General features: G+C 66.0%; 18 protein-coding genes, 1 other RNA gene and 1 pseudogene. 4 read left to right on the top strand and 16 right to left on the bottom strand.

What is annotated here, in order from left to right; all coding sequences use genetic code 11:
* Nucleotides 1–14: 14 nt before the first annotated feature.
* Nucleotides 15–1,616 (bottom strand): histidine ammonia-lyase, encoded by a 1,602-nt coding sequence (gene hutH / locus K1X41_RS04270; RefSeq protein WP_133616113.1) that lies wholly within the window; start codon nt 1,614–1,616, stop codon nt 15–17.
* 124 nt (nt 1,617–1,740) lie between these two features.
* On the opposite strand from hutH, the gene K1X41_RS04275 reads away from it, so the two are divergent.
* Nucleotides 1,741–2,700, top strand: coding sequence for an arginase family protein (locus K1X41_RS04275; protein WP_133616111.1), 960 nt, complete (start codon nt 1,741–1,743; stop codon nt 2,698–2,700).
* A gap of 277 nt (nt 2,701–2,977) precedes the next feature.
* Entirely contained in the window at nt 2,978–4,342 is a 1,365-nt protein-coding gene (locus K1X41_RS04280; protein WP_258566648.1) for an amino acid permease, read from the top strand.
* Between the two features lie 55 nt (nt 4,343–4,397).
* Here the strand turns inward: K1X41_RS04280 and K1X41_RS04285 are convergent.
* The 5 genes and pseudogenes from K1X41_RS04285 to hemE form a co-directional block, all read right to left on the bottom strand.
* A pseudogene (locus K1X41_RS04285) lies at nt 4,398–5,763 on the bottom strand (glutamate-1-semialdehyde 2,1-aminomutase).
* Nucleotides 5,760–6,737: a porphobilinogen synthase gene (hemB, locus tag K1X41_RS04290; RefSeq protein ID WP_133616105.1), complete on the bottom strand. Its 978-nt coding sequence runs from the start codon at nt 6,735–6,737 to the stop codon at nt 5,760–5,762. Before hemB ends, K1X41_RS04285 begins: the two are co-directional and overlap by 4 nt.
* Complete coding sequence (gene hemC / locus K1X41_RS16085) at nt 6,734–8,560, bottom strand: hydroxymethylbilane synthase (RefSeq protein WP_396426502.1); 1,827 nt, start codon at nt 8,558–8,560, stop codon at nt 6,734–6,736. Before hemC ends, hemB begins: the two co-directional genes overlap by 4 nt.
* 55 nt (nt 8,561–8,615) lie before the next feature.
* Nucleotides 8,616–10,094 carry a protoporphyrinogen/coproporphyrinogen oxidase gene (locus K1X41_RS04305; protein WP_220175397.1) on the bottom strand — a complete coding sequence of 493 codons (1,479 nt, stop codon included), beginning with the start codon at nt 10,092–10,094 and terminating at the stop codon, nt 8,616–8,618.
* A complete protein-coding gene (gene hemE / locus K1X41_RS04310; RefSeq protein ID WP_220175398.1) occupies nt 10,084–11,256 on the bottom strand; it encodes a uroporphyrinogen decarboxylase in 1,173 nt (390 codons plus the stop codon). Before hemE ends, K1X41_RS04305 begins: the two co-directional genes overlap by 11 nt.
* 126 nt (nt 11,257–11,382) lie before the next feature.
* Between hemE and K1X41_RS04315 the strand changes: the two genes are divergently transcribed.
* Complete coding sequence (locus K1X41_RS04315) at nt 11,383–12,672, top strand: glutamyl-tRNA reductase (RefSeq protein WP_132204745.1); 1,290 nt, start codon at nt 11,383–11,385, stop codon at nt 12,670–12,672.
* Between the two features lie 252 nt (nt 12,673–12,924).
* Here the strand turns inward: K1X41_RS04315 and ssrA are convergent.
* From ssrA to K1X41_RS04355, 9 genes are all read right to left on the bottom strand, one after another.
* Nucleotides 12,925–13,297, bottom strand: a transfer-messenger RNA (tmRNA) gene (gene ssrA / locus K1X41_RS04320).
* A gap of 79 nt (nt 13,298–13,376) precedes the next feature.
* On the bottom strand, nt 13,377–14,003 hold the full coding sequence (locus K1X41_RS04325; RefSeq protein WP_133616093.1) for a TetR/AcrR family transcriptional regulator: 627 nt from the start codon (nt 14,001–14,003) through the stop codon (nt 13,377–13,379).
* A gap of 4 nt (nt 14,004–14,007) precedes the next feature.
* Nucleotides 14,008–14,484 (bottom strand): SsrA-binding protein SmpB, encoded by a 477-nt coding sequence (gene smpB, locus K1X41_RS04330; RefSeq protein WP_132204741.1) that lies wholly within the window; start codon nt 14,482–14,484, stop codon nt 14,008–14,010.
* Between the two features lie 128 nt (nt 14,485–14,612).
* Entirely contained in the window at nt 14,613–15,527 is a 915-nt protein-coding gene (gene ftsX, locus K1X41_RS04335; RefSeq protein WP_132204739.1) for a permease-like cell division protein FtsX, read from the bottom strand.
* Entirely contained in the window at nt 15,524–15,838 is a 315-nt protein-coding gene (locus tag K1X41_RS04340; RefSeq protein WP_220175399.1) for a hypothetical protein, read from the bottom strand. The genes ftsX and K1X41_RS04340 overlap by 4 nt, the downstream gene beginning before the upstream one ends.
* A 10-nt stretch (nt 15,839–15,848) precedes the next feature.
* The gene (gene ftsE, locus K1X41_RS04345) at nt 15,849–16,715 is read right to left on the bottom strand and encodes a cell division ATP-binding protein FtsE (protein ID WP_396426503.1); all 867 of its coding nucleotides are present in this window, start codon (nt 16,713–16,715) and stop codon (nt 15,849–15,851) included.
* An 86-nt stretch (nt 16,716–16,801) separates the two neighbouring features.
* A complete protein-coding gene (gene prfB, locus K1X41_RS04350; RefSeq protein ID WP_133616090.1) occupies nt 16,802–17,911 on the bottom strand; it encodes a peptide chain release factor 2 in 1,110 nt (369 codons plus the stop codon).
* A 41-nt stretch (nt 17,912–17,952) separates the two neighbouring features.
* The gene (locus tag K1X41_RS15365; protein WP_258566650.1) at nt 17,953–18,093 is read right to left on the bottom strand and encodes a hypothetical protein; all 141 of its coding nucleotides are present in this window, start codon (nt 18,091–18,093) and stop codon (nt 17,953–17,955) included.
* Between the two features lie 104 nt (nt 18,094–18,197).
* A complete protein-coding gene (locus K1X41_RS04355) occupies nt 18,198–19,391 on the bottom strand; it encodes an aminotransferase-like domain-containing protein (RefSeq protein ID WP_258566651.1) in 1,194 nt (397 codons plus the stop codon).
* Between the two features lie 62 nt (nt 19,392–19,453).
* Between K1X41_RS04355 and yczE the strand changes: the two genes are divergently transcribed.
* The gene (gene yczE, locus K1X41_RS04360; RefSeq protein ID WP_220175400.1) at nt 19,454–20,092 is read left to right on the top strand and encodes a membrane protein YczE; all 639 of its coding nucleotides are present in this window, start codon (nt 19,454–19,456) and stop codon (nt 20,090–20,092) included.
* A gap of 14 nt (nt 20,093–20,106) precedes the next feature.
* Here the strand turns inward: yczE and K1X41_RS04365 are convergent, their stop codons facing one another.
* Nucleotides 20,107–21,522, bottom strand: a complete 1,416-nt coding sequence (locus K1X41_RS04365) for an APC family permease (protein WP_207907431.1) — start codon at nt 21,520–21,522, stop codon at nt 20,107–20,109.
* Between the last annotated feature and the right edge of the window lie 134 nt (nt 21,523–21,656).

Raw genomic sequence — 21,656 nt, forward strand, 5'->3', positions numbered from 1 at the left:
CGTGCGCGAACGACTCAGCGAAGGGGTTCAGCAATCGCTGCCCCCACAGCTTCGAGTACGGCTCCGGTCTCCACGAACTCATAGGCGGCCGTAATGTCGGGAGAGAGGAAGGCATCAACATCGGGTGCGGCGATCCTGGTGCGGAACAACTCGTGCACGGCGGCGGTGGCGGCCCCTGGCCGGCCGGCGTGCGCAGCGATCCGGAAATCGAGGGCGCGAGTGGACGTGAGCAGTTCGATCCCGAGCACTCGGGTGAGGCCATCAATAGCGCGACGCAGCTTACGCCCCGCGTGCCAACCCATGGAGACGTGATCCTCTTGCATCGCCGACGACGGGATCGAATCCACGCTGGCGGGCGCGGCGAGCCGCTTCAGCTCTGACACGATCCCGGCCGCCGTGTATTGCGCGATCATGAGGCCAGAATCCAGCCCGGCATCGGCGGCGAGGAACGGGGGCAACCCATGATTGCGTGATACGTCCAGGAAGCGGTCCGTGCGGCGCTCAGACATGCTTGCGACATCGGCCACCGCGATGGCCAGGAAATCAAGCACGTAGCCGACGGGGGCACCGTGGAAGTTCCCGTTTGATTCAACCCGACCGTCGGGGAGCACGACAGGATTGTCCACTGCTGCACACAGCTCGGCGCCCGCAACGCGTGAGGCGTGCTCCGCGGTATCGCGCGCCGCTCCGTGCACCTGCGGCGCGCAGCGCAGCGAGTATGCATCCTGCACCCGCGTGAACTCACCCTCAGTCGGGCGCTGCACGAGGCTTGATCCTGCAAGCACGTTGCGCATATTCATTGCGGCGGCCGCTTGGCCAGGGTGCGGCCGCAGCGCTTGCAAGTCTGCCGCGAACACGGCGTCGGTGCCGGTCAGCGCTTCGACGCTCGCCGCGGCTGCGACATCCGCCACTTGCAGGAGCGCGGAGAGATCGTGCAGCGCGAGGCAGAGCATTCCCAGCATTCCATCGGTCCCGTTGATGAGGGCGAGCCCCTCTTTCTCAGCGAGGACGAGCGGTTCGATGCCGGCTGCGGCGAGTGCGGCGGCCGCGGGGATTGGAGCGGCGTGCGGATCGGTATCCACACGCACCTGCCCCTCTCCCATGAGGGTCAGGGCGCAGTGCGCGAGTGGACTGAGGTCGCCTGAGCACCCCAACGAACCATACTCGTGCACCACGGGGGCGATATCGGCGTTCAAGATCGCAGCATAGGTCTCGACCACGACCGGGCGCACGCCCGTACGGCCCGTGGCGAGCGTGTTCAGACGCAAGAGCATCAGTGCGCGCACCACTTCGCGCTCGACTTCGGGGCCGGTGCCTGCCGCATGCGAGCGAATCAGGCTGCGCTGCAGTTGCTGCCGCTTCTCCGCGGGAATCTGCACTTTCGCGAGCGCCCCGAACCCGGTGGAGACTCCGTAGTGCGGGCGGCTGTCATTGGCGAGTTCATCGATCATGGCTCGGCTCGTCGCAACCGCTGCGAGAGCTTCGGGTGCGATCTCTACGCGGGCGCCAGCGCGGGCGACCGCGACGACGTCGGCAACGGTGAGCGGCGCTGCTCCGAGGATGACCGAGGTGGTGGCGTCCGAATCGCCGACGCGGGCAGGGGTACGAGTTTCCATGCTTCGATTTCAGCGCATCCGCGCCCGGTGCGATAGCGCCAACGCCGCTGACCTGTCTGGGATACCAGACAACTCGCCCCAAACTGCCCACCGCGCCACCGCGGCCATTGGTAGCGTCGCAGGCATGAGCACCGTTGCCCTTTCACAGGATCCCGCCTGGCCTCGAGCCGGCGGGTGGCCAGACTTCCCCGCCGATACGAGCGATCCCGTTGACCTCGCGATCGTCGGCATTCCGACTTCGGCCACCTCGCTGTCGCCCACAAACGCACACGAGACCCCTGCCGCGATTCGAGCTGCGCTGCGGCGCTACTCCGGTCACGTCGTTGCCGCTGGCAGGCCAGACACCCGAGGTGCAGAGGCCGAATTCGTGCTCGATGAGGCGCTCAGGATCGTGGACGCTGGCGATGTAGCGGATCCCGACACGGACGCCGGGGAGCGCACAGCGGCAGCCAGGGTCACCCAACTCGCAGCACGAGCGGCGCTCGTCGTGGCGCTCGGGGGCGACAACGCACTCACGGTCCCAGCCGCGCTCGGAGTTGCAGGAGCCCGGCTCGCAGACGCCGGGCTCATCACGATCGACGCACACCATGACCTGCGGGACGGCCGCAGCAACGGATCACCGGTGCGGCGCCTGATCGAGGCTGGCCTCAACCCGCGCCGGATCGTTCAGATCGGGATCGCGGACTTCGCCAATTCCATGGTCTACCGCGAGCGCGCGCGATCACTCGGGATCACCGTGATTCATCGCGACGAGCTCCATGACCGCCCACTCGCCGACGTCGTGGCTGAGGCACTCGCGGTTGCCGGGGCAGGCGGGGGGCCGATCCATGTCGACCTCGACGTTGACGTGTGCGACCGCAGTGTCGCACCCGGCTGCCCAGCGTCGATCCCCGGCGGCTTGCAGGCCCATGAGCTCCGTCGGATGACGCGCCTGCTCGCAGCCGACACGCGCGTGCGCGGCATCGACATTGCAGAGGTCGATGCGACGGCCGATACCGCCGACGCACGCACCGTCAGGCTCGCGGCACTCCTCGTCCTTGAAGCTGCCGCCGGCCTGGCTCAGCGCCAGCAGCAGGGGCGCTGAGCCACGCCACCGACGGCGCCGTGAATTCTTCCCGCCGGGCGTGATCCCCCGCTCGACGCCGACCTTCTCTCCCCCACCCCGTGATTCCCCGCGTGATTCCCCCACTCGATCCCCCGCTGAAGGGACACTCCATATGGACCCGATGGACACCGATCGCGGCCGCGCAGCTTCTGCGCAGCCGGCGCGATCTGCACCGGCAGCTCGGCCAGCGCCTGCCGTAGCTCCCCCACCGAAACCCGGGCTGCAGCGCGGGCTCACGGCGCGCCATATTCGGTTCATGGCGCTCGGATCCGCGATCGGCACGGGCCTGTTCTACGGCTCAGCCGGGGCGATCCAGGCGGCCGGTCCTGCAGTGCTGCTCGCATACATGATCGGCGGTGCTGCCGTATTCATGGTGATGCGCGCCCTCGGCGAGATGGCGGTGCGCCATCCCGTTTCGGGCTCGTTCGGCCAGTACGCGTCGCGCTACCTCGGGCCGTTCGCCGGGTTCCTGACCGGGTGGACATACACCTTCGAGATGTTTGTTGTCGCGCTCGCAGATGTCACGGCGTTCGGGGTGTACATGGGATTCTGGTTCCCCGACGTAGACCGCTGGGTATGGATTCTCGCGCTCGTGCTCTTCATCGGCGCAATCAATCTCATCAGCGTCAAGGTGTTTGGCGAGATGGAGTTCTGGTTCGCGCTGATCAAGATCACGGCGATCATTCTGATGATCATCGGTGGGATCGCGATCATCGCGTTTGGCATCGGAAACCAGAGCGAGGGCGCCGCCGGCCTCAGCAATCTCTTCACACACGGCGGCTTCTTCCCGACCGGAGTACTCGGTTTTCTCGCCTGCTTCACGATCGTGATGTTCGCGTTCGGGGGGATCGAAGTAATCGGCATCACCGCTGGCGAGGCACAAAACCCAAAACAGGTGATCCCGCGCGCGATCAATTCTGTTCCGGTGCGCATTCTGCTGTTCTACGTCCTGACGCTGACGGTGATCATGTCGATCCAGCCGTGGAACACGATCGACGGCTCCGCGAGTCCATTCGTTACGATCTTCGACTCACTCGGGCTGACTGGTGCCGCTCACGTGCTGAACGCCGTAGTGATCACTGCAGCAGTGTCCGCGATCAACGCCGATATCTTCGGAGCGGGTCGGATGCTCCACGGCCTCGCCGAACAAGGACACGCGCCGAAAGCCTTCACGAAGCTCACGCGCACGGGCGTACCGTGGCTCACCGTCGTGACGATGGTGGGAGCGCTGCTCGTCGGCGTCCTACTCAACGTGTGGTTCCAGGAGCAGATCTTCTTCTTGATCGCCGCTCTTGCAACGTTTGCGACCGTCGTCGTCTGGCTCATGATCCTGCTCTCACACATCCGTATGAAGCGCGAGATTGCGCGCGACGGACGGCTCCCGAGCGAGTTCCCTGTCCCCCTGTGGCCAGCGGCGTCCTATGCGGCAGTCGCGTTCGTGCTGTTCGTGATCGTGATGATCGGCATCGTTGACAGCACGCGGCCAGCCCTCATCGTCGGGGTGATCTGGATCGTCGTGCTCGGCCTCGCCTACCGCACCTTCGTGCGCGGGCGCGGCAGACAGCCGCATCAGCTCGTGGATGAGACCAGTCCAATCTCAGTGGTGCACCCAGCAGACTAACCGCGGGAGCGGGTGGCGAATCAGCGCCCCCGCTCCCCCGGAATACCGGCGCGCGCTACTCTGTCGTGGCTCGCGCAGCAGCAGCGGCAGCGCGCGGAAGCACCGCAGCGATCCGCTCGAGCGCGGCGTCGTCGTGTGCGGCGGTCACGAACCATGCTTCGAACGCGCTCGGCGGGAGGTTCACGCCCCCGTCGAGCATCGCGTGGAAGAACGCACGATGCCTGAACACTTCCTGCCGCTTCATGTCCTCATAGGTCCGCGGTGCAGTCGCGAAGTCGCCGAACACGACGCTGAACAGCGTGCCAGCCCGAGCGAGACGATGCGCGACGCCCGCGTGCGACAGCGACTCAGACACGGTCAGCGCAAGCACATCGGCAGCGTGGCCGAGCCGCGCATAGGCGGCTTCATCGGCCAGCCGCAGCGTCGTGAGTCCAGCCGTGACCGCGAGCGGATTCCCCGAGAGGGTCCCCGCCTGGTACACCGGCCCCAGAGGCGCGAGCTGTTCCATGAGGTCCTTGCGCCCGCCGAGGGCCGCGAGCGGCAAACCGCCGCCGACCACTTTGCCGAAGGTCACCAGATCCGGGTGCGATGCCGTCGGGCAGTTCCGCTGCCTGCAGCCCCCAGTATCCCGCCGGGCCGGCCCGGAAGCCGGTCAGCACCTCGTCGAGGATCACGAGTGCGCCGGAACGGTGGGCAAGCTCAATCATGCCGCGGGTGAAGCCAGGTTCTGGCGGGAGCACTCCCATGTTTGCGGCCGCCGCCTCAGCGATGATTCCTGCAATACGGTCACCGTGTTCCGCGAACGCGGTTTCCAACGCTGCGAGGTCGTTATAGGGCAGCACCAGCGTCTGCGCTGCCGTCTCGGCGGTAACACCGGCAGAGCCCGGCAGCGCGAGCGTCGCGAGGCCAGAGCCAGCCTCCGCGAGGAGCCCGTCGGAGTGCCCGTGATAGTGGCCGGCGAACTTGATAATGAGCGGGCGTCCGGTGGCGCCACGGGCGAGCCGAATCGCGGTCATCGTGGCCTCGGTGCCAGTCGAGACAAGCCGCACGCGCTCGACGAGCGGCACACGTCGCATGATCTCCTCAGCGAGTTCAGCCTCCTCTGGGACCGATGCTCCAAAGCCGAGCCCGCGCGCCGCGGCCTCCTGCACCGCGGCGACCACTTCGGGATGCGCGTGCCCGAGCAGCGCGGGTCCCCAGGACACAACGAGGTCGACATACTTGTTGCCGTCGACGTCGGTGACATAGGGGCCCGATCCTGCGACGAGGAATCGCGGGGTTCCTCCGACTGAGCCGTATGCACGCACGGGTGAGTTCACGCCGCCTGGGATGACGCGCGCTGCCCGCGCAGCATACTCGGCGCTGCGTGCTGTCGACCCCGCGGACGCTGCTGCACTCTGGGGTGCTGTCGCCGCGCTCATCGCAGCCACCTCGCGACCTCGGTCGCAAAGTAGCTCAGAATGGCATCGGCCCCCGCGCGTTTGATACTCGTGAGGGATTCGAGCACCGCGCCGCGCCGATCAATCCAGCCGTTGGCTGCAGCAGCCTCGATCATCGCCGCCTCACCGGAGACCTGGTAGGCCCACACGGGCACCGGGCTGAAGGCAGCCACATCGGACAGTACGTCGAGATAGCTCATCGCTGGCTTGACCATCACCACATCGGCGCCCTCAGCGATATCGAGTTCGGCCTCGCGCGCGCCTTCGCGGCGGTTCGCGGGATCCTGTTGGTAGCTGCGCCGGTCTCCGCTCAGCTGTGAATCAACTGCCTCGCGGAACGGGCCGTAGAACGCAGACGCGTACTTGGCAGAGTAGGCGAGCACCCCGGTGCCATGGTGTCCGGCAGCATCGAGCGCATCGCGCACCGCAGCCACCTGGCCGTCCATCATCCCAGAGAGCCCGAGCAGCGCAGAACCGGCCTCCGCCTGCGCGATCGCGGTGGCGCAATAGCGATCCAGCGTCGCATCGTTGTCCACAGCGCCAGAGGCATCAAGCACCCCACAGTGGCCGTGATCGGTGAACTCGTCGAGGCACAGGTCGGTCTGCACCACAAGCGCATCCCCCACCTCGCTTGCGACCGCAGCAGTGGCAGCGTTCAAGATCCCGTTCGGATCATCCGCGGCCGAGCCGCGCGCGTCACGCGTCTCCGGAACACCGAACAGCATGATGCCGCCCAGTCCGGCCTCCGCGGCCTCGACCGCGGCTCGTCGGACCGAGTCGATTGTGTGCTGCTGAACGCCGGGCATCGCCGTGATTGGACGCGGAGTCACGAGGCCTTCACGCACAAACACGGGCAGGATCAGCTCAGCCGGGTGAATCCTGGTCTCTGCCACGAGGCGCCGGAGCGCCGGAGTGCGACGCAAGCGCCGGGGCCGAATCGCTGGGGTAAACGTCATGCGGGATCTCCTGTAGTGCGGTGAATGGGTGCGGCTGAGTCTGGGCCTGGGTCTGAGCCTGAGTCTGAGTCTGAGTGTGAAGGCGAGCTCGGGTCCTGCGCCGCGAGATACAGTCCCAGCGCGTCAAGCATTCCGCTCACGGTGTGACGCGCCGCCACGATATCGGGCGGACGGAGCTCGGCGGAGGCCGCGCTCGCGGTCGGCGGTCCGATCGCGACAAGCAGTGTCGTGGCAGGCACTGGGGCGAGGCGTGCGGCGACTTCGCGAACCACCGATCCGCTCGTCAGCAGGATCACATCAGCGTCAGCTGCGGCCCGCTCGGCTGCGGGATCAACCGCCGTCGGCACGGTGCGATATGCAGCAACACGGTCGACCTCATGGCCGGCCGCGCGAAGCGCTGATTCGAAGTCAACTCCTGCTGCCTCGGCGACTGCGAGGAGCACCCGCGCGGATTCACAGTGCTCGCCCGCGGAGAGTTCGGCGACCAAGGCCGCCCCGAGCGCTGCGCCGGTGAAGGCATGTGCGGGGCTGAGCGTCGGCGAGAGACCGCGGGTCGAGAGCGCGGCCGCGGTCACCGGGCCGACGGCCGCGATCCCGCAGCCCGGCACCGGGGCGGCGCCCGCTTCCCCAATCGCCGCGGCCCCCGCAGCGCTCGTCACGACGAGCCAATCGTAGGACCCGCTGTGCCAGGCGGCGAGCGCGGTGCGCAACGGTTCAGGATCGGCTGGCGGTCGCGCCTCGATCAACGGTACGACGACGGGGTGCCGCCGCGTGCCTGAATCCCGGCGGCCGCGCGCGCGCCAGCTGGTCCGCCGCGCGGCACGACAATCCGTAGACCGGCGAGCGGGCTCCGCGGGTCTTGGGTCCGCGCCATCACCGCGCGCTCCCCAGCGGGGCGAGCGCCGCGGCGCCACGTTCGAGAAGTTCGCGTGCGGCCGCTGCGCCGAGAGCGAGGGGGTCTGTGCGTCCCCCAGAGTCCAGCCAGAAGACTGCTCGACGGTCAGCTGCGCGCCACCATCGAGGCGGTACACGGTCGCGCTCAGGGTGAGGACCCCGTCGTGGAGTGCTGCAGCTGCCCCGACCGGTGCTGCACAGCCAGCTTCGAGCGCTGACAGCAGCGAACGCTCAGCCACGGCGCATGCATGAGTCTCCGGATCATCGAGCGCGGCGAACGCGGCGGCGTAGGGATCCCGACCCCGGTCAGTGTCACGACACTCGATCCCGAGTGCCCCCTGGCCAGGCGCTGTCGGGACGGTGGCAAGGTCGAAGCGCTCCGTGATCGCGGCAGCGAGCCCCGAGCGGTCAAGCCCAGCGGCTGCTAGCACGACCGCATCAAGATCGGCACTCACGCGGCCGAGTCTGGTGTCGACGTTGCCGCGCAAGTCGTGCACACTGATATCGGGGCGCGCGGCGAGCAGTTGCGCGGCGCGGCGCGGGGATCCAGTACCTACATTCGCTCCGGCAGGAAGTTGGGCGAGGGTGAGGCCGTCCCGTGCACACAGTGCGTCGCGCGCGTCGGCGCGCTGCGGGATCGCGCCGGTCGCAATCCCGGCACACGGTCCCGTCGGCAAATCTTTAAGCGAGTGCACGGCGAGGTCGCATTCGCCCGCCATGAGCGCCTCACGCAGCGCACTCACGAAGACACCGGTGCCGCCGAGCTGCGCGAGCGACTCACGCGAGACATCGCCGTGGGTCGTGATCGTCACGAGGGCAACCTCGCAGCCTGTCGCAGCGGCGACGGTCTCGGCGACGGTCGTGGTCTGAGCGATCGCGAGGCGGCTCCCACGAGTGCCGATCCGGAGCAGCCCGTTGCGTGCAGGCACGGGCCCATCCGCCCGAAAGACGCGAGCGGCGGGAGATGAGGAGAGCGACATGGAGTCAGTGCCTTTCGGAAATCTGGTGGTGGGGCCGTGGGGCCCCGGTGAAGCGCGCACTCGGAGACACCGGGGCACGCATCAGCTGCTGTGCAAGCTCACGAGCGGCCGGGATCAGTGTTGCGAGGCCAACGCCGGAGATCCAGTCGCCGAGGAGGTGGACGCCAGCTGGTGGCTGCGGCTTGGGACGGTCGCCATGGACCGGCATTCCCCAAGACTGCCGGGTGAAGCCGAGCACGGCCGTGTTAGGAAGTTCAGTCCCGAGCAGCCGACTGGCATCGCGCAGCGCGAGGCGCTGCGCTGCCGCATCGTCGAGCGCCGCGGTCTCAGGCGAGGATCCCGCACGACCATACGAAAGACGCACGATCTCCATGCCTGCGCTCGATGCGCCGACCGGGCCATTGCGGTCGGCATCCGGCCACTTGCGCGTGATGTGGGTCACGGCTTTCGCGGTGATCACATCGTTCGGACCCCCTGCGGTGACGAGGGCGCCGGTGCCCCGCGGGGCCTCGGCGAGCGGACGGACTGCGGGGTGGTCAGCCGCCAGCGCGAGGGCGATCACCTCGACTGGGGTGGTCACGATCTCAGCCACGGGGTGTCCGAGGATCGCGCGGGCGGCCAGCTCCGGCACGGCGAGCACGATGTCGGTGGGGCCCCAGGCGCCTGGCGTGCCGGCGGGAGCGGCGGACTCCGAGCTTTCGAGTGCGTCTCCGACGTCCGTGAGTGAGTGGATCGGCGCGCTCGTGCGGATGGTCACGCCCGCCGCCACGCAATCGGCGACCAGCGCGGTGATGAGTTCAGACATGCCACCGCGCAAGCTCGCGACGGCTCCCCCTGCGGCGGCTGCGCTGTCACGGAGTCGGCCCGCAGCGCGAATCAGCGATCCTGTCCGCGCGTATTCAGCGGTCAGCGCTCGGGTGCTCGTGAGTGGGATCAGCTCGGGCGCCGCGGAGGACACCCCGAGAGTCACGGGGCGCACGAGCCGATCCAGCACCGCCTTCCCAGCACGCACTCGGACGAGCTGCGCGAGCGTGGTGCTTCCGCTCCCCACTCGTGCGGGTAGCAGCGGTTCGAGCGCAGCGCGCACGCTCCCTGCGAGGCCCAAAGCGCGGCGAGCGTCGCGTCCCAGCGGCGCGGCGGGAATTCCCATCGCGCCCGCAGGAGGAAGGGGCACAGCGGCACCATCGCTGCCCGCGACAAGCCAAGACCCCAGTGGCGCGGGCCGGATTACGCGATCGGCGAGTCCCAGCTCGCCGAGCAGCGCGGCGACCGCGCCGCCACGAGTCGCGAAGGCCTCTGCACCAATGTCGATGATGGCGGTGCCACGGATATCTGCAGCTTGAATTCTCCCGCCACAGCGCTCCGCGGCTTCGAAGACGGTGACCCGCACCCCTGCTTGGGCGAGATCACGCGCGAGAACGAGGCCTGACACGCCACCGCCCACTACAGCGACGTGACGCCCGCCCGCACGGTCATCGGGCATGCGCGAGCTCCACGATCCGAGTCAACACCGCCGGATCAGTTTCAGGAGGCACTCCGTGCCCCAGGTTGAGCACGTGGCCTGGAGCACGCTCGCCACGTCGCAGCACATCCGAGAGCGCCGCCCGCAGCACTTCGTCTGGCGCTCCGAGGAATGCGGGATCAAGGTTGCCCTGCAGCGGGAGTCGGTCGCCCAGAATCTGTGACGCCTCATCGAGTGGCGTACGCCAGTCGACGCCGAGAGCTGAGGTGCCGAGCGCCGCTGTCTCTTCAAGTAGATGCCGTGATCCGACAGCAAAGTGAATCGTCGGCACCGTTGGGCCGCTGTCTGCCGCAGTGCCGATGCTCTGCACGGCGGCGAGTGTGCGCTGCGATGCCGGGGCAACATGGGCCCGATAGTCGGCGGCGCTGAGGGATCCAGCCCACGAGTCGAACAGCTGCACTGCACTGGCACCCGCAGCGACTTGCGCTTCGAGGAAGACGCTGCTGAGCTCGGCCGCCCAGTCGAGCAGGGCGTGCCAGGTCTCAGGTTCGGCGTGCATCAGCGTGCGAGCCCGCAGGTGATCGCGTGACGGGCCGCCTTCGACGAGATATGCCGCGAGCGTGAACGGGGCTCCAGCGAAGCCAATGAGCGGCGTCTCACCGAGCGCACTGACGGTGAGAGCCACCGCGTCGCGCACAGGATCGAGCGCTGCGCGCAATCGCTCCGCGGGATACTCGGCCCGGCAGCGGGCCACGTCTGCGGCAGTGCGGACCGGCGTTTCGAAGACGGGCCCACGGCCGGCAACGAGATCGACCTCCACGCCCGCAAGCAGGAGGGGCACCACGATATCGCTGAAGAACACGGCAGCGTCGACGCCATGTCGACGCACCGGCTGCAGGGTGATCTCACTCGCAACGGCCGGGTCGAGGCAGGCGTCGAGCATGCGGGTCTCAGCGCGAATCGCACGATACTCGGGGAGCGAGCGCCCAGCTTGGCGCATGAACCAGACCGGCACCTCGGCGGGGCGATCCCCGCGGAGCGCACGCACGAGCGGTGCGGCGGTAGTACGGCCGTCAACGAGCGGGTGGGCGCTCGGAAGCGTGTGCGGGCCGGTGCCTCCTGGCAGCGTGTGTGTCAGCTGATCGGCGTGCGGGACAGGGTTGGGGATGCGGATGTCGTTCATCAGACGTGATCGTACCCCACACATCTGATGTGAAAGATCAGATGTGTCAGTTACGATGCAGGGTGTCCCTCTCTGGGCACTCTGTCACGGCCGTTCCGCTACCGACCAGGAATTCCATTACACCCCATGCTGCTTTGCATTTCCCTGAACCACAGGGCTTCATCGCTTCCGCTCCTCGAGTCGGCCTCGCGCCACTCCGAGCGGATTGCCGCATCGTTTGCGTCGTTTGCCCCCGGATCAGCGTTGCTTGCGACGTGCAATCGATTCGAGCTGTACCTCGACGCGCCGGAGCACCCCTCAGAGGCATCGGCCGAGTTTACCGACGCCGCACTCCAGCAATTTGCCGTGATCGCGGAGCTGCCACTTGCTGAGCTCACCGCTGCCGCCGAAGTCGCTGTAGACGGAGCCGCCGCGCGGCACTTGTTTGCGGTAGCCAGCGGGCTCGAGTCTGCAGCACTGGGTGAGGACGAAATTGCGGGCCAGGTGCGGCGCGCGCACACGACCGCGCGAGCGGCGAACACGGTCACCGACGGGCTGGAGCGATTGTTCCAGACGGCAACGCGGACGTCGCGATCGATTCGTGAACGCACGGGCATCCATTCAGCTGGGCGCTCGCTGGTGCGGCTCGCGCTGGTGCTTGCCGAGCGGCGCGTGCCCGCGTGGAGCGAGGCATCAATCGTGTTGATCGGCACGGGCGCCTATGCCGGTGCAACCGTCGCGGCCCTGCGTGACCGAGGCGCGAAAGACATCCTCGTGCACTCCCCCTCGGGCCGAGCCGTTGCCTTCGCAGCGTCGCACGATCTCACGGCGATCGCACCTGAGAATCTTGACCGGGCGCTGGCCGAGGCGGATCTCGTGATCGCGTGCAGCACCACACAGGATCCCTTGCTGCACGCAGCTGACTTTGCGCGATCCGGCCATACTGCTGCCGCACGCACTCAGTCCTCGAGCATGGGATCTGGCGAGACGGAGTCCGAGGCCCGGCCACAACTCCTGCTGGACCTGGGCATGCCACGCAATATCGACCCGGAAGTGGCTGAGCTTCCAGGGATTGAACTGCTGGATCTGGACACCATCGCGCGGCATGCGCCGGTGCCTGAATTGAGTGCGGAGTCCGAGGCACGCGAGCTGGTTGAGGCCGCCGCTGCCGAGTTCGCGACCGATCAGGCTGAGCGGATCATCGGCCCGACACTCGCCGGGCTTCGCGGGCACGTGCTGTCAATTCTCGAAGATGAACTGTGCCGCGCACACGGCGGCGCCAGCGCAACGCCAGGTGGGGAGGTTGAGACCGCACTGCGGCGCTTTACCGGCAGACTGCTCCACGAACCAACGACGCGACTTCGGGCCCTCGCGCGCGAGGGTAAACACGCCGAGGCCCAGGCGGCGGCTAACGCGCTGTTCGGCGTCGAGGCATAGCCCGGCTCGCGAGCGGCGCAGCGCGTGCAACGCGCGCCGCACTCGGGGTATCCCTGCATGCGATCTCCTGCTGGTCACGTGCGACCCTCGCAGCCTGGAGCGTGAGGCCCCTGAAAAGATCTCTCCTCCCATTCACCCGCATCGTGCCCGTCGGTGTGAGCTCTGCTGCGCAGCCCCACGACTTCCGCCAACGCAGAAACCCCCGGGCTCTCTGAGCCCGGGGGTTTCCCAATTCCTACGCAATGCGAACGCTGGTGGAGCCGCGGGGAATTGAACCCCGGTCCACTTCGATGATTCCATGCCTTCTACGGGTGTAGTTCGTAAATGCGTTCTACTCGGCCTCGCTCTTTGCCACGAACATCTAGTGCGACAGGCCCAGCCTCAGCAAAAGTCCCCACACGCCCTGAGGCGCAACGTGCGAGCAAGCCCCCTAAATGACGCCAGGAAACCGGGGCAGAGGCACACCCGGCCTGACGGACTCGGTCTCGTGCTTAGGCAGCGAGAGCGAAGTCGGTGCGCTTTGAAGTGGCACCTATTGGTTTGCGAAGGGCGTTAACGAGATAACTCCGCGTCCTCGACCCGCTTCTCACAGTCTCAAATCGACGTGTCGAATCCGATCGGCCCCCAATGCACCGTTTCCGATGCACACTGGGGCATTCACATTACGCACTATGGAATTGTCAGTCCGGCCGAAGCCAGAACACTTAGCCTACCACTGCGGCCTCCAGGCCGCCAGGCTCGAGTCCCAGCGTCCACGCGCACACGTCACCCACGAATCCGTCGTAGGCGCTGTACGCGCCAGCCTCGAACACCGCTGGACTGTTCGCATACGCGCCGAGGCCGTCCACCGCCATCCAGATCCGCACACACGCGGCAGCGGGATGCTCCGCCCGGAAGTCGCCGGCGACGACACCCGCCTCGATCAGCGCGGTCAGCCGTTCTTCGTCGAGGCGCTCTTGCTGAGCAATCGCAGCAGCGAGCCCGGGAGCAAATCGTGCGAGGTGTCGCGCATTCAACCACAATCGGCCAAGACTCCGAGCCTCAGCGCTTTCCACTCGACGCACGAACCCCGCCAAGCGCTCAACCGGAGATCCAGACGGCACAAACAAGCGATCTCGCTCACGGGACACGGCCAACGCGAATGCCGCATTGACGAGATCCCCGATCACTGGAAAGTAGTGGCCGATCAACCCTGGCCGCACCCCTAAGCGCTCGGCTACCTCCCGCAGCGTAATCCGCTCAAGTCCCTCGTCGAGCGCGATTCTGGCGGCTTCTTCGAGGATCTCGGAGCGCCGCTCTTCCGGAGCTTTCCGAACGCGCGGCGCAGCCACGGGGCTACTCCCCCATCTGGTTGCGCGAGCGCATTGCCCGCTCAGCCTCGCGAGTGTCTTGCCGCTCGCGCAGCGTCTGGCGCTTGTCGTATTCTTTCTTGCCCTTCGCAAGCGCGATTTCGACTTTCGCGCGGCCATCCAGGAAGTACAGCTTCAGCGGCACGATCGTCATGCCGCCCTCGCGAGTCTTCTGATAGAGCTTGTCGATCTGCTGCCGGTGCAACAGCAGTTTGCGCTTGCGCCGCGGGCGGTGGTTCGTCCACGAGCCGTTCAGGTATTCAGGAATGTAAGCGGCATCAAGCCAGGCTTCCCCGCGCTCGATGAACACGTACCCGTCGACGAGCGACGCACGCCCCATGCGCAGGGACTTCACCTCGCTGCCGGTGAGCACCATCCCGGCCTCGTAGGTATCGATGATGTGGTACTCATGCCGAGCCTTCTTGTTCGAGGCAATCAGCTTTTCGCCGGATTCCTTTGGCATGGTCACATCCTCTCGTGGGTGGAGCGCACCGGGCGTGCGCAAAGATCCAGCCTAGCGGAGTGACCGGCCGGTATGCCAGCCGTCGGCCGGACTCCCCTGCGGAATGCGGCCGACGGCATCAGCACCGGTTAGACCCGCAGATATCGGGTGATCGCGATCTTCGCCGCGATCGAGGACAGCAGGACGCTCACGAGTATCAACACCGGAGGCACAATCAGAGACTGCTCCACGGTGATGTAACTCGTGAACGGGATCTCTTTCGCGAGGAAGCCCTGCACGAAGAACTTCACGATCGACACGGATGCCACGCTCGCAAGCACTGCACCGATGAGCGCCGAAATGATCCCCTCCAGAATAAAGGGAGTCTGAATAAAGCGGTTCGACGCGCCAACCAAGCGCATGATCCCGATCTCGCGGCGCCGCGAAAACGCGGAGAGCCTGATCGTGGTCGAAATCAACAGCATCGCGGCGACGAGCATCAACCCGGCTATCGCGATCGCGGTGTAACTCGCGACACCGAGGAACAGGAATATTCGGTCGAGCAAGCTGCGCTGGTCCGAAACGCTCTGCACTCCGGGAATCCCACTGAAGGTCTCAGTAATGATGTCGGAGCGGTCTGGATCCGTGAGCTTGATCCAGAAGGTCTGATTCAGCTGGTCAGCCTTCGTGATCTCCACGATGGGGTTGCCCTTGAACTGCTTCGTGAATTCTTCGAGCGCCTGCTCGTGGTCGACGAAGAAGAAGTCGTCGACGTAGGGCGCAAGCGTGTCAGACTTCAGCGCTTCCTCCACAGCGGCAATCTCAGCCTCACCTGCGTCGGTGCCTGCGCAGGTCGCGCTCTGGTCGTAGTCAGTGCAGAGGTAGACCGCCACCTGAGCGCGGTCGTACCAGAACGTTTTCATCTGCTGCACTTGCAGCTGCATAATGATCGCGGCGCCCACGAATGTCAGCGACACAAAGGTCACCAGGATCACGGAAATCACCACGGACATGTTGCGGCGCAGGCCGTTCCATACCTCGCCGAGCACGAGCCCAACCCTCATCGAACCGGCCCCACATCTGTCTCGTCGTCGGTTTTGCGGTTGAGTCCGAGATGCGCGGCAAGGTTGCCGGTCTCGGACATCTGCACGGGGTCAATGGGGCGTCCGGGATCAAGGAACCCGGGGATCCGCTTGCCCTGTGGGCCCGCATCGGCGCGCACCGTCTCGTCAAATTCGTCACCGTCGATGTCCGCGTCGTGCGCATCGAACGGGCGCGGTTCCTCGTACACTGAGGCCTCGGGAGCCTGCAGATCCGGAGCAGTGGGCGGCGCAGCTACCGCGGCCCCTGCGGCTGCGGCAGCGGCCGCGTTCACGGCGCGCTCTTCAGCGGAAGCAGCGGCAACGGCAGCAGCGCTGCCTGCCCCCTCCTCGACCGCGGCGGCGCCCGCTGTCGCAGCAGCATTCGCGCGCGTGTTCTTCTGGCTCAAGCGCCGCGCGCACGACGGCCTCCGTGGTGCGGAGCACGCGCACACCAGCCTCCGACAGATCAGCGACCGGGATCGATGCCGTCTCGCCGTAGCCACCCGCCTGCTCATCACGCACGATGACCCCCTGCGACAGCTCCACCACGCGCTGCTGCATAATGTCCACGAAGGTCGCCTCGTGCGTCGCCATCACCACGGTCGTTCCACCCGCGTTGATCGAGCGCAGCAACTGCATAATGCCCAGGCTCGTCGCAGGATCGAGATTGCCCGTCGGCTCGTCGGCGAGCAAAATTGCTGGCTTGTTGACGATGGCTCTCGCGATGGCAACGCGCTGCTGCTCACCGCCGGAAAGCTCATGGGGGAAGCGCTTCGACTTATTCGCGAGTCCGACCATCTCGAGTGTGTCGGGCACCGCTTCCTGGATGAACCCTCGAGACTTGCCAATCACCTGCAGCGAAAACGCGACGTTGTCATAGACGGTCTTGTTCGTGAGCAGGCGGAAATCTTGGAAGACCGTCCCGAGGTTGCGCCGGAAGTAGGGCACTTTGCGGGAAGAAATCTTGCTGAGGTCTTGCCCCAGCACATGAATCTTGCCGACGCTCGGCTGATCCTCACGGAGGATGAGCCGCAGGCAGCTTGATTTGCCGGATCCGGAGGCGCCAACGATGAACACGAACTCGCCGCGGTCGACCTGCAGGTCGATACCGTCGAGCGCGGGTTTCGCGGTGCCCCGGTACTTTTTGGTGACGTTCTCAAAGAGGATCATGACGACTCGACCCTACGCCTCGGGTCCGCGCCGCGGCTGCAGGCGCGCTGTGATCCGCAAGCTTTGCGCCCCGCGACTTTACCGGCTTACTGCGCTCTGGAAAGCGAACGCCAACGAATCCCCGCGGCGATGAAGCCGTCAAGCTCCCCATCGAACACGGCGTCGGGCTGCGTCGACTCAAAACCGGTGCGCAGATCCTTCACGAGTTGCTGCCCGTACAGGAAGTAGGAGCGAATCTGATCGCCCCAGCTCGCCGTAATACTTCCGGCGAGCTCTTTTTTCTTCGCTGCTTCTTCTTCACGCTGCAGCAGGAGGAGTCGCGTCTGGAGCACACGCATTGCGGCTGCGCGGTTCTGGATCTGGGATTTTTCGTTCTGCATCGACACAACGATGCCGGTGCGCAGGTGGGTAATGCGCACTGCGGAATCCGTCGTGTTCACCGACTGACCGCCTGGTCCGGAAGAGCGGTAGACATCGACGCGGATGTCGCTCTCGGGAACCTCAACGGCTGTCGCCTCTTCCAGGAGCGGGATCACTTCGACCCCAGCGAAGCTGGTCTGTCGCTTATCTGCTGAGCCAAATGGGCTGATCCGCGCCAGTCGATGCGTGCCTGCTTCGACCGAGAGGGTCCCGAACGCGTAGGGCGCGTCAACTTCGAACGTCGCGGACTTGATGCCAGCCCCCTCCGCATATGAGGTGTCCATGACCTTCGTGGCGTAGCCGTGGTGCTCGGCCCAGCGCAAGTACATCCGCAGCAGCATCTCCGCAAAGTCGGTGGCATCGTCCCCGCCCGCACCAGAACGAATCGTCACGACGGCAGCGCGCTCGTCGTACTCCCCCGACAGCATCGTCTGAACCTCAAGATTTTGAATGACACCCTCAAGCGCGGCGAGCTCAGCGGTCGCCTCAGCGGCGGATTCTTCATCCTCAGCCTCAAGCGCGAGCTCGATCAGCACTTCGAGATCGTCGAGCCGGGCTTCGACGCCCCGCAGGCGCTTTACATTGGCTTGCCGGTGGGAGAGCCCACTCGTGACGACCTGTGCCGCCGCAGGGTCGTCCCAGAGATTGGGGGCGGACGCCTGTGCTTCCAACTCGACGATCTCCCGATCAAGACGAGGCAGATCCATCACAGCGGCGATGTCGGCGTAGGTCGCGCGCAGCGCACGGATGCGGGCACTGAAATCAAGTTCGAGCATGATCCTCAGAGTCTATGGCATGCCGCCGCACCGCACGCCGCTCAGATGACGGCTTCGCGAGACAGCGCTTGTCCCATTTTCGCCTGCTCACGGCCGTCCCAAGCTTCACGGAGGATTGCAACGGCGCGGATCAGTTCGCTGGGCGGCGCGGTGAAGGGCAGCCGCACAAATCGCTCGAACACCCCTGGACTCCCGAACCTCGGCCCAGGAGGCAGCCTCAGCCCGAGCCGTGCACACTCCCGGCTCAGTCGTGTACTGCTCGCTTCACCGAGGTCGGCCCACACGCTCACCCCGCCGGCTGCGGGCGACAATCGCCACCGCGGCAGGTACGACGCGACCGCGCCGGAAAGCGCCGCATGACCAGCGGTGAGTTCGCGTGACCGGACGGCGAGAATCTCGTCGTACTGTTCCAACGCCACCGAGGCGAGCACTTGTTCCCATGTCCCAGTGCCGAGGTCTCCCACTCGCCTGGCGGATTCGAGCTGGTCGATGAGGTCAGCACGCGCACGGATCCATCCACCCTGAGCCCGCCCCACAGGGTCTTGCCCAGCGAGCCGACCGTGAGAATCTGGTCGCGCTGCTCGTCGCGCGCCGCGAAGGCCGCGAATGGCACCACGGGTCGCGGTCCCCCGAGCACTAGTTCGGCCGTCGTCTCGTCAGCGATGATGAAACCGCCCTGCCCTGCAAGCGTTGCGATCAGTCGCTCGCGCAAGTCGCTGGGCATGCTCATGCCCGTGGGATTGTGATGATCTGGGATGAGGTAGCTCAGGCGCGGCGAAGTGTGTCTGGCGATATCGAGAATGCTCGCCGCGTCATATCCCGTGACACTGACGGGCAGCTCGGCGACGAGAGCTCCCGCATCCGCGAGCGCCTCCCGCGCATGCGGATAGCTCGGAGACTCGATGAGGCTGCGATCGCCACGCCTCAGCAGGGTGCGCGCGATCAGATGAATCGCGTGCTGAGCGCCGAGCGTCACCATGATTTGCTCCGGGGCGGTGGGAAGCCCCCGCTGTGTGTAGCGCTCAGCGATGAGCAGACGCAGCGCGGGATGCCCGATCGTGTCATACCCATCGAGCCGGAACGCATCTGCATGCTCGGTCAGTGCGCGTTGCGCGAGCGCTGGCATGCCTTCCCACGGCAGCGGTGAGGCCCGGCTCAGATCGAGTTCCCCTTCGGCCGCTGTGCGCCAGTCAGCGGCATCCCCGCGCCGCGGGGCTCGGATCACGGTGCCCGAGCCTCGCCGTGACACCGCGATTCCCGTGTCACGCAGGTGCTCATATCCGGCACTCACCGTGGTACGGCTGACTGCAAGCTCCTCGGCGAGCGGCCGCTCAGCCGGCAGCACCGTCCCGGCCGGCACCCCACCGTCACGAACGAGGAGCGCAATACTCTCGCTGAGCTCGCGGTAGCTGTGGCCGTCGCCGCGCCACTCGCCGAGGAGTTGGTGGAGCCGGCGTGCCGAGAGACGCTGCGCAATCATGAGGCCACTGTACGTGAATTGGCATCTTGAGCACCAGGCCAAAATCAGGTGGACTGTTCAGCGTGACTCTTCGACTTCTTCGCCTGATTCCGGGCCTCCTGCTCTACGGCATCGCCGACGCGTTCATGATCCGCGCGGCTATCGGCGTCGACCCCTGGACGGTCTTCGCCCAGGGCGTCTCGCTCCACAGCGGACTCAGCATCGGGATCCTGACCAACATCATCGGCCTCTGTGTGCTCCTGCTCTGGATTCCGCTTCGGCAGCGCCCGGGCCTCGGCACCGTGCTGAACATCCTGCTCGTCGGCCCCGGGATCGATCTCGGGCTCTGGCTCCTGCCCACCCCGGAAGCGTTATGGCTGCGGATCGCGTTCTTTGTCATCGGCCTGTTGCTCCTCGCGGTAGCGAGCGGAATCTACATCGGGGCGAAACTGGGCCCCGGCCCGCGTGACGGGCTCATGACCGGCATTCACCATCGTTTCGGCGCACCGATCTGGCTCGGCCGCACGAGCGTTGAACTCGCCGTACTCGGAATCGGATGGATGCTCGGCGGCAATGTCGGTCTCGGCACAGTCGCATTCGCGATCCTGATCGGCCCCCTCTGCGGGATTACATTGCCGCTGTTCGACCGCGAACTGCGGCGGACACGCCAGCGGGGCGGTGAGAATCCCACCGCCCCGCTCGCTGCACCGGCGTCACACTAGCCGCAGCCGCTCGGCTACTCGCTCTCCGGGACCTTGTTGTATCCGGTGACCGGCTGCGACTCATCGAACGCCGCTGCCTTTCGCTTGAACCCCCGGGTCATGAACACCAGGTAGATGAAGCCGATCAGCGTCCATGCCACGCCACCGATCAGTGCGTCGACGTGGAGATTCGCCCACAGCACGCCGGTGAGGAGCATGCCGATCCCCGGCATCACGATGAACTTGAAGATGTCGGGGAATGTGCGACGCCGCCCCTGCTTGATCGCAAACCAGGCAATCACCGAAATGTTCACGAACGTGAAGGCGATCAGCGCTCCATAGTTGATGAACGCAGCGATCATCTCCAGCGTAAATGCGATCGCAAGCAGGCAGATCGCACCGGTGAGCACAATGTTGAACGTTGGCGTGTGCGTCTTCGGGTTGATATAGCCGAAGAACTTCTTGGGGAGCACATTGTTGCGTCCCATCACCAGGAGCATTCGCGACACCGAAGCGTGAGAAGCGAGGCCAGAAGCAAGCGTGGCGGCAAAGCCAGCGGCCGTGAGTACGGCCTGCAGCACCGGGCCGCCGACGAACTGGCCGATGAGCGGCAGTGTCGAGTCCTCAACAAACTGCATGTCACCCTCGGGAGCAAAAACGTTCCAGTCGGGGAAGCGCAGCTGGGTAAAGTACCCAGCGATCAGGAAGATCGCGCCGCCAAGGATCACGGTGAGCAGGATTGCACGGGGCACGATCTTCGGGCTCTTCGCCTCCTCCACGTACATCGTCACCGCGTCGAAGCCAATGAACGAGAAGCAGACAATCGTCGCGCCCATGAGGACGGCCCCCATGGTCACCCCATCGTGAATGAACGGTTGGACAGACGCGACCGTGCCAGCGCCTGCTCCACCCGCGAGCTGTGCCCACACCATGACGACAAACACCGTCATCACGACGATCGAGAACACCAGCAGGATCATGTTGAGGTTGGAGGTGCCGCGCATCGTGAGGTAGATCACGCCGGTCACGAGCACACAGTAGAGCACGACCCAGATCCAGCCGGGAATGCCGGGAAAGACCGCCTCGAGGTAGCTGCGGATGATCAAGCAGTTCACCATGGGCAGCAGCATGTAGTCAATCAGCGACGTCCAGCCGACCATGAAACCGACGTTTGGGTGAATCGACTCGCGCACGTAGGTGTATGCAGAGCCGGCGCTCGGGATCGCACCCGCCATCTTGCCGTAGCTCACCGCGGTAAAGATCATCACGATCAGAGCAACGAGATAGGCAAGCGGCACAACGTTATTCGTGTCGCGCGCCACCATGCCGAAGGTGTCGAACACCACTGTCGGGGTCATGTAGCCCAGGCCGAGGCCAACAATGGCCCACAGCCCGAGATTCCGTTTCAGGGACCCCCCGCGCTTTGCGGCCGGCATCAACGTCTTCGTCATGTGCTCTCCTCGGAACGAGGGTCACCCCGGCACCTGCGCACCGCTGCGACCTGTACTTCGGCGGGATCGAGTCTCGCCAAGGGTTTATCCTGCACCCGATCGCGGCCCCACGCAAAAAAACGTTCGGCCCGTCG

Origin of the sequence: Leucobacter luti, assembly GCF_019464495.1 — a bacterium.
In the GTDB taxonomy this organism is placed as follows: domain Bacteria; phylum Actinomycetota; class Actinomycetes; order Actinomycetales; family Microbacteriaceae; genus Leucobacter; species Leucobacter luti_A.

Bases quoted from the DNA above. Each gene is read 5' to 3' on its own strand.
- K1X41_RS04305 (WP_220175397.1), bottom strand. From the start codon at position 10,094: ATGCCCGATGACCGTGCGGGCGGGCGTCACGTCGCTGTAGTGGGCGGT.
- ftsE (WP_396426503.1), bottom strand. From the start codon at position 16,715: ATGATCCTCTTTGAGAACGTCACCAAAAAGTACCGGGGCACCGCGAAA.
- ftsX (WP_132204739.1), bottom strand. From the start codon at position 15,527: ATGAGGGTTGGGCTCGTGCTCGGCGAGGTATGGAACGGCCTGCGCCGC.
- K1X41_RS04275 (WP_133616111.1), top strand. From the start codon at position 1,741: ATGAGCACCGTTGCCCTTTCACAGGATCCCGCCTGGCCTCGAGCCGGC.
- K1X41_RS04355 (WP_258566651.1), bottom strand. From the start codon at position 19,391: ATGATTGCGCAGCGTCTCTCGGCACGCCGGCTCCACCAACTCCTCGGC.
- K1X41_RS04315 (WP_132204745.1), top strand. From the start codon at position 11,383: ATGCTGCTTTGCATTTCCCTGAACCACAGGGCTTCATCGCTTCCGCTC.
- hemB (WP_133616105.1), bottom strand. From the start codon at position 6,737: ATGACGTTTACCCCAGCGATTCGGCCCCGGCGCTTGCGTCGCACTCCG.
- K1X41_RS04365 (WP_207907431.1), bottom strand. From the start codon at position 21,522: ATGACGAAGACGTTGATGCCGGCCGCAAAGCGCGGGGGGTCCCTGAAA.
- smpB (WP_132204741.1), bottom strand. From the start codon at position 14,484: ATGCCAAAGGAATCCGGCGAAAAGCTGATTGCCTCGAACAAGAAGGCT.
- hemE (WP_220175398.1), bottom strand. From the start codon at position 11,256: ATGAACGACATCCGCATCCCCAACCCTGTCCCGCACGCCGATCAGCTG.
- hutH (WP_133616113.1), bottom strand. From the start codon at position 1,616: ATGGAAACTCGTACCCCTGCCCGCGTCGGCGATTCGGACGCCACCACC.
- K1X41_RS04280 (WP_258566648.1), top strand. From the start codon at position 2,978: ATGGCGCTCGGATCCGCGATCGGCACGGGCCTGTTCTACGGCTCAGCC.
- prfB (WP_133616090.1), bottom strand. From the start codon at position 17,911: ATGCTCGAACTTGATTTCAGTGCCCGCATCCGTGCGCTGCGCGCGACC.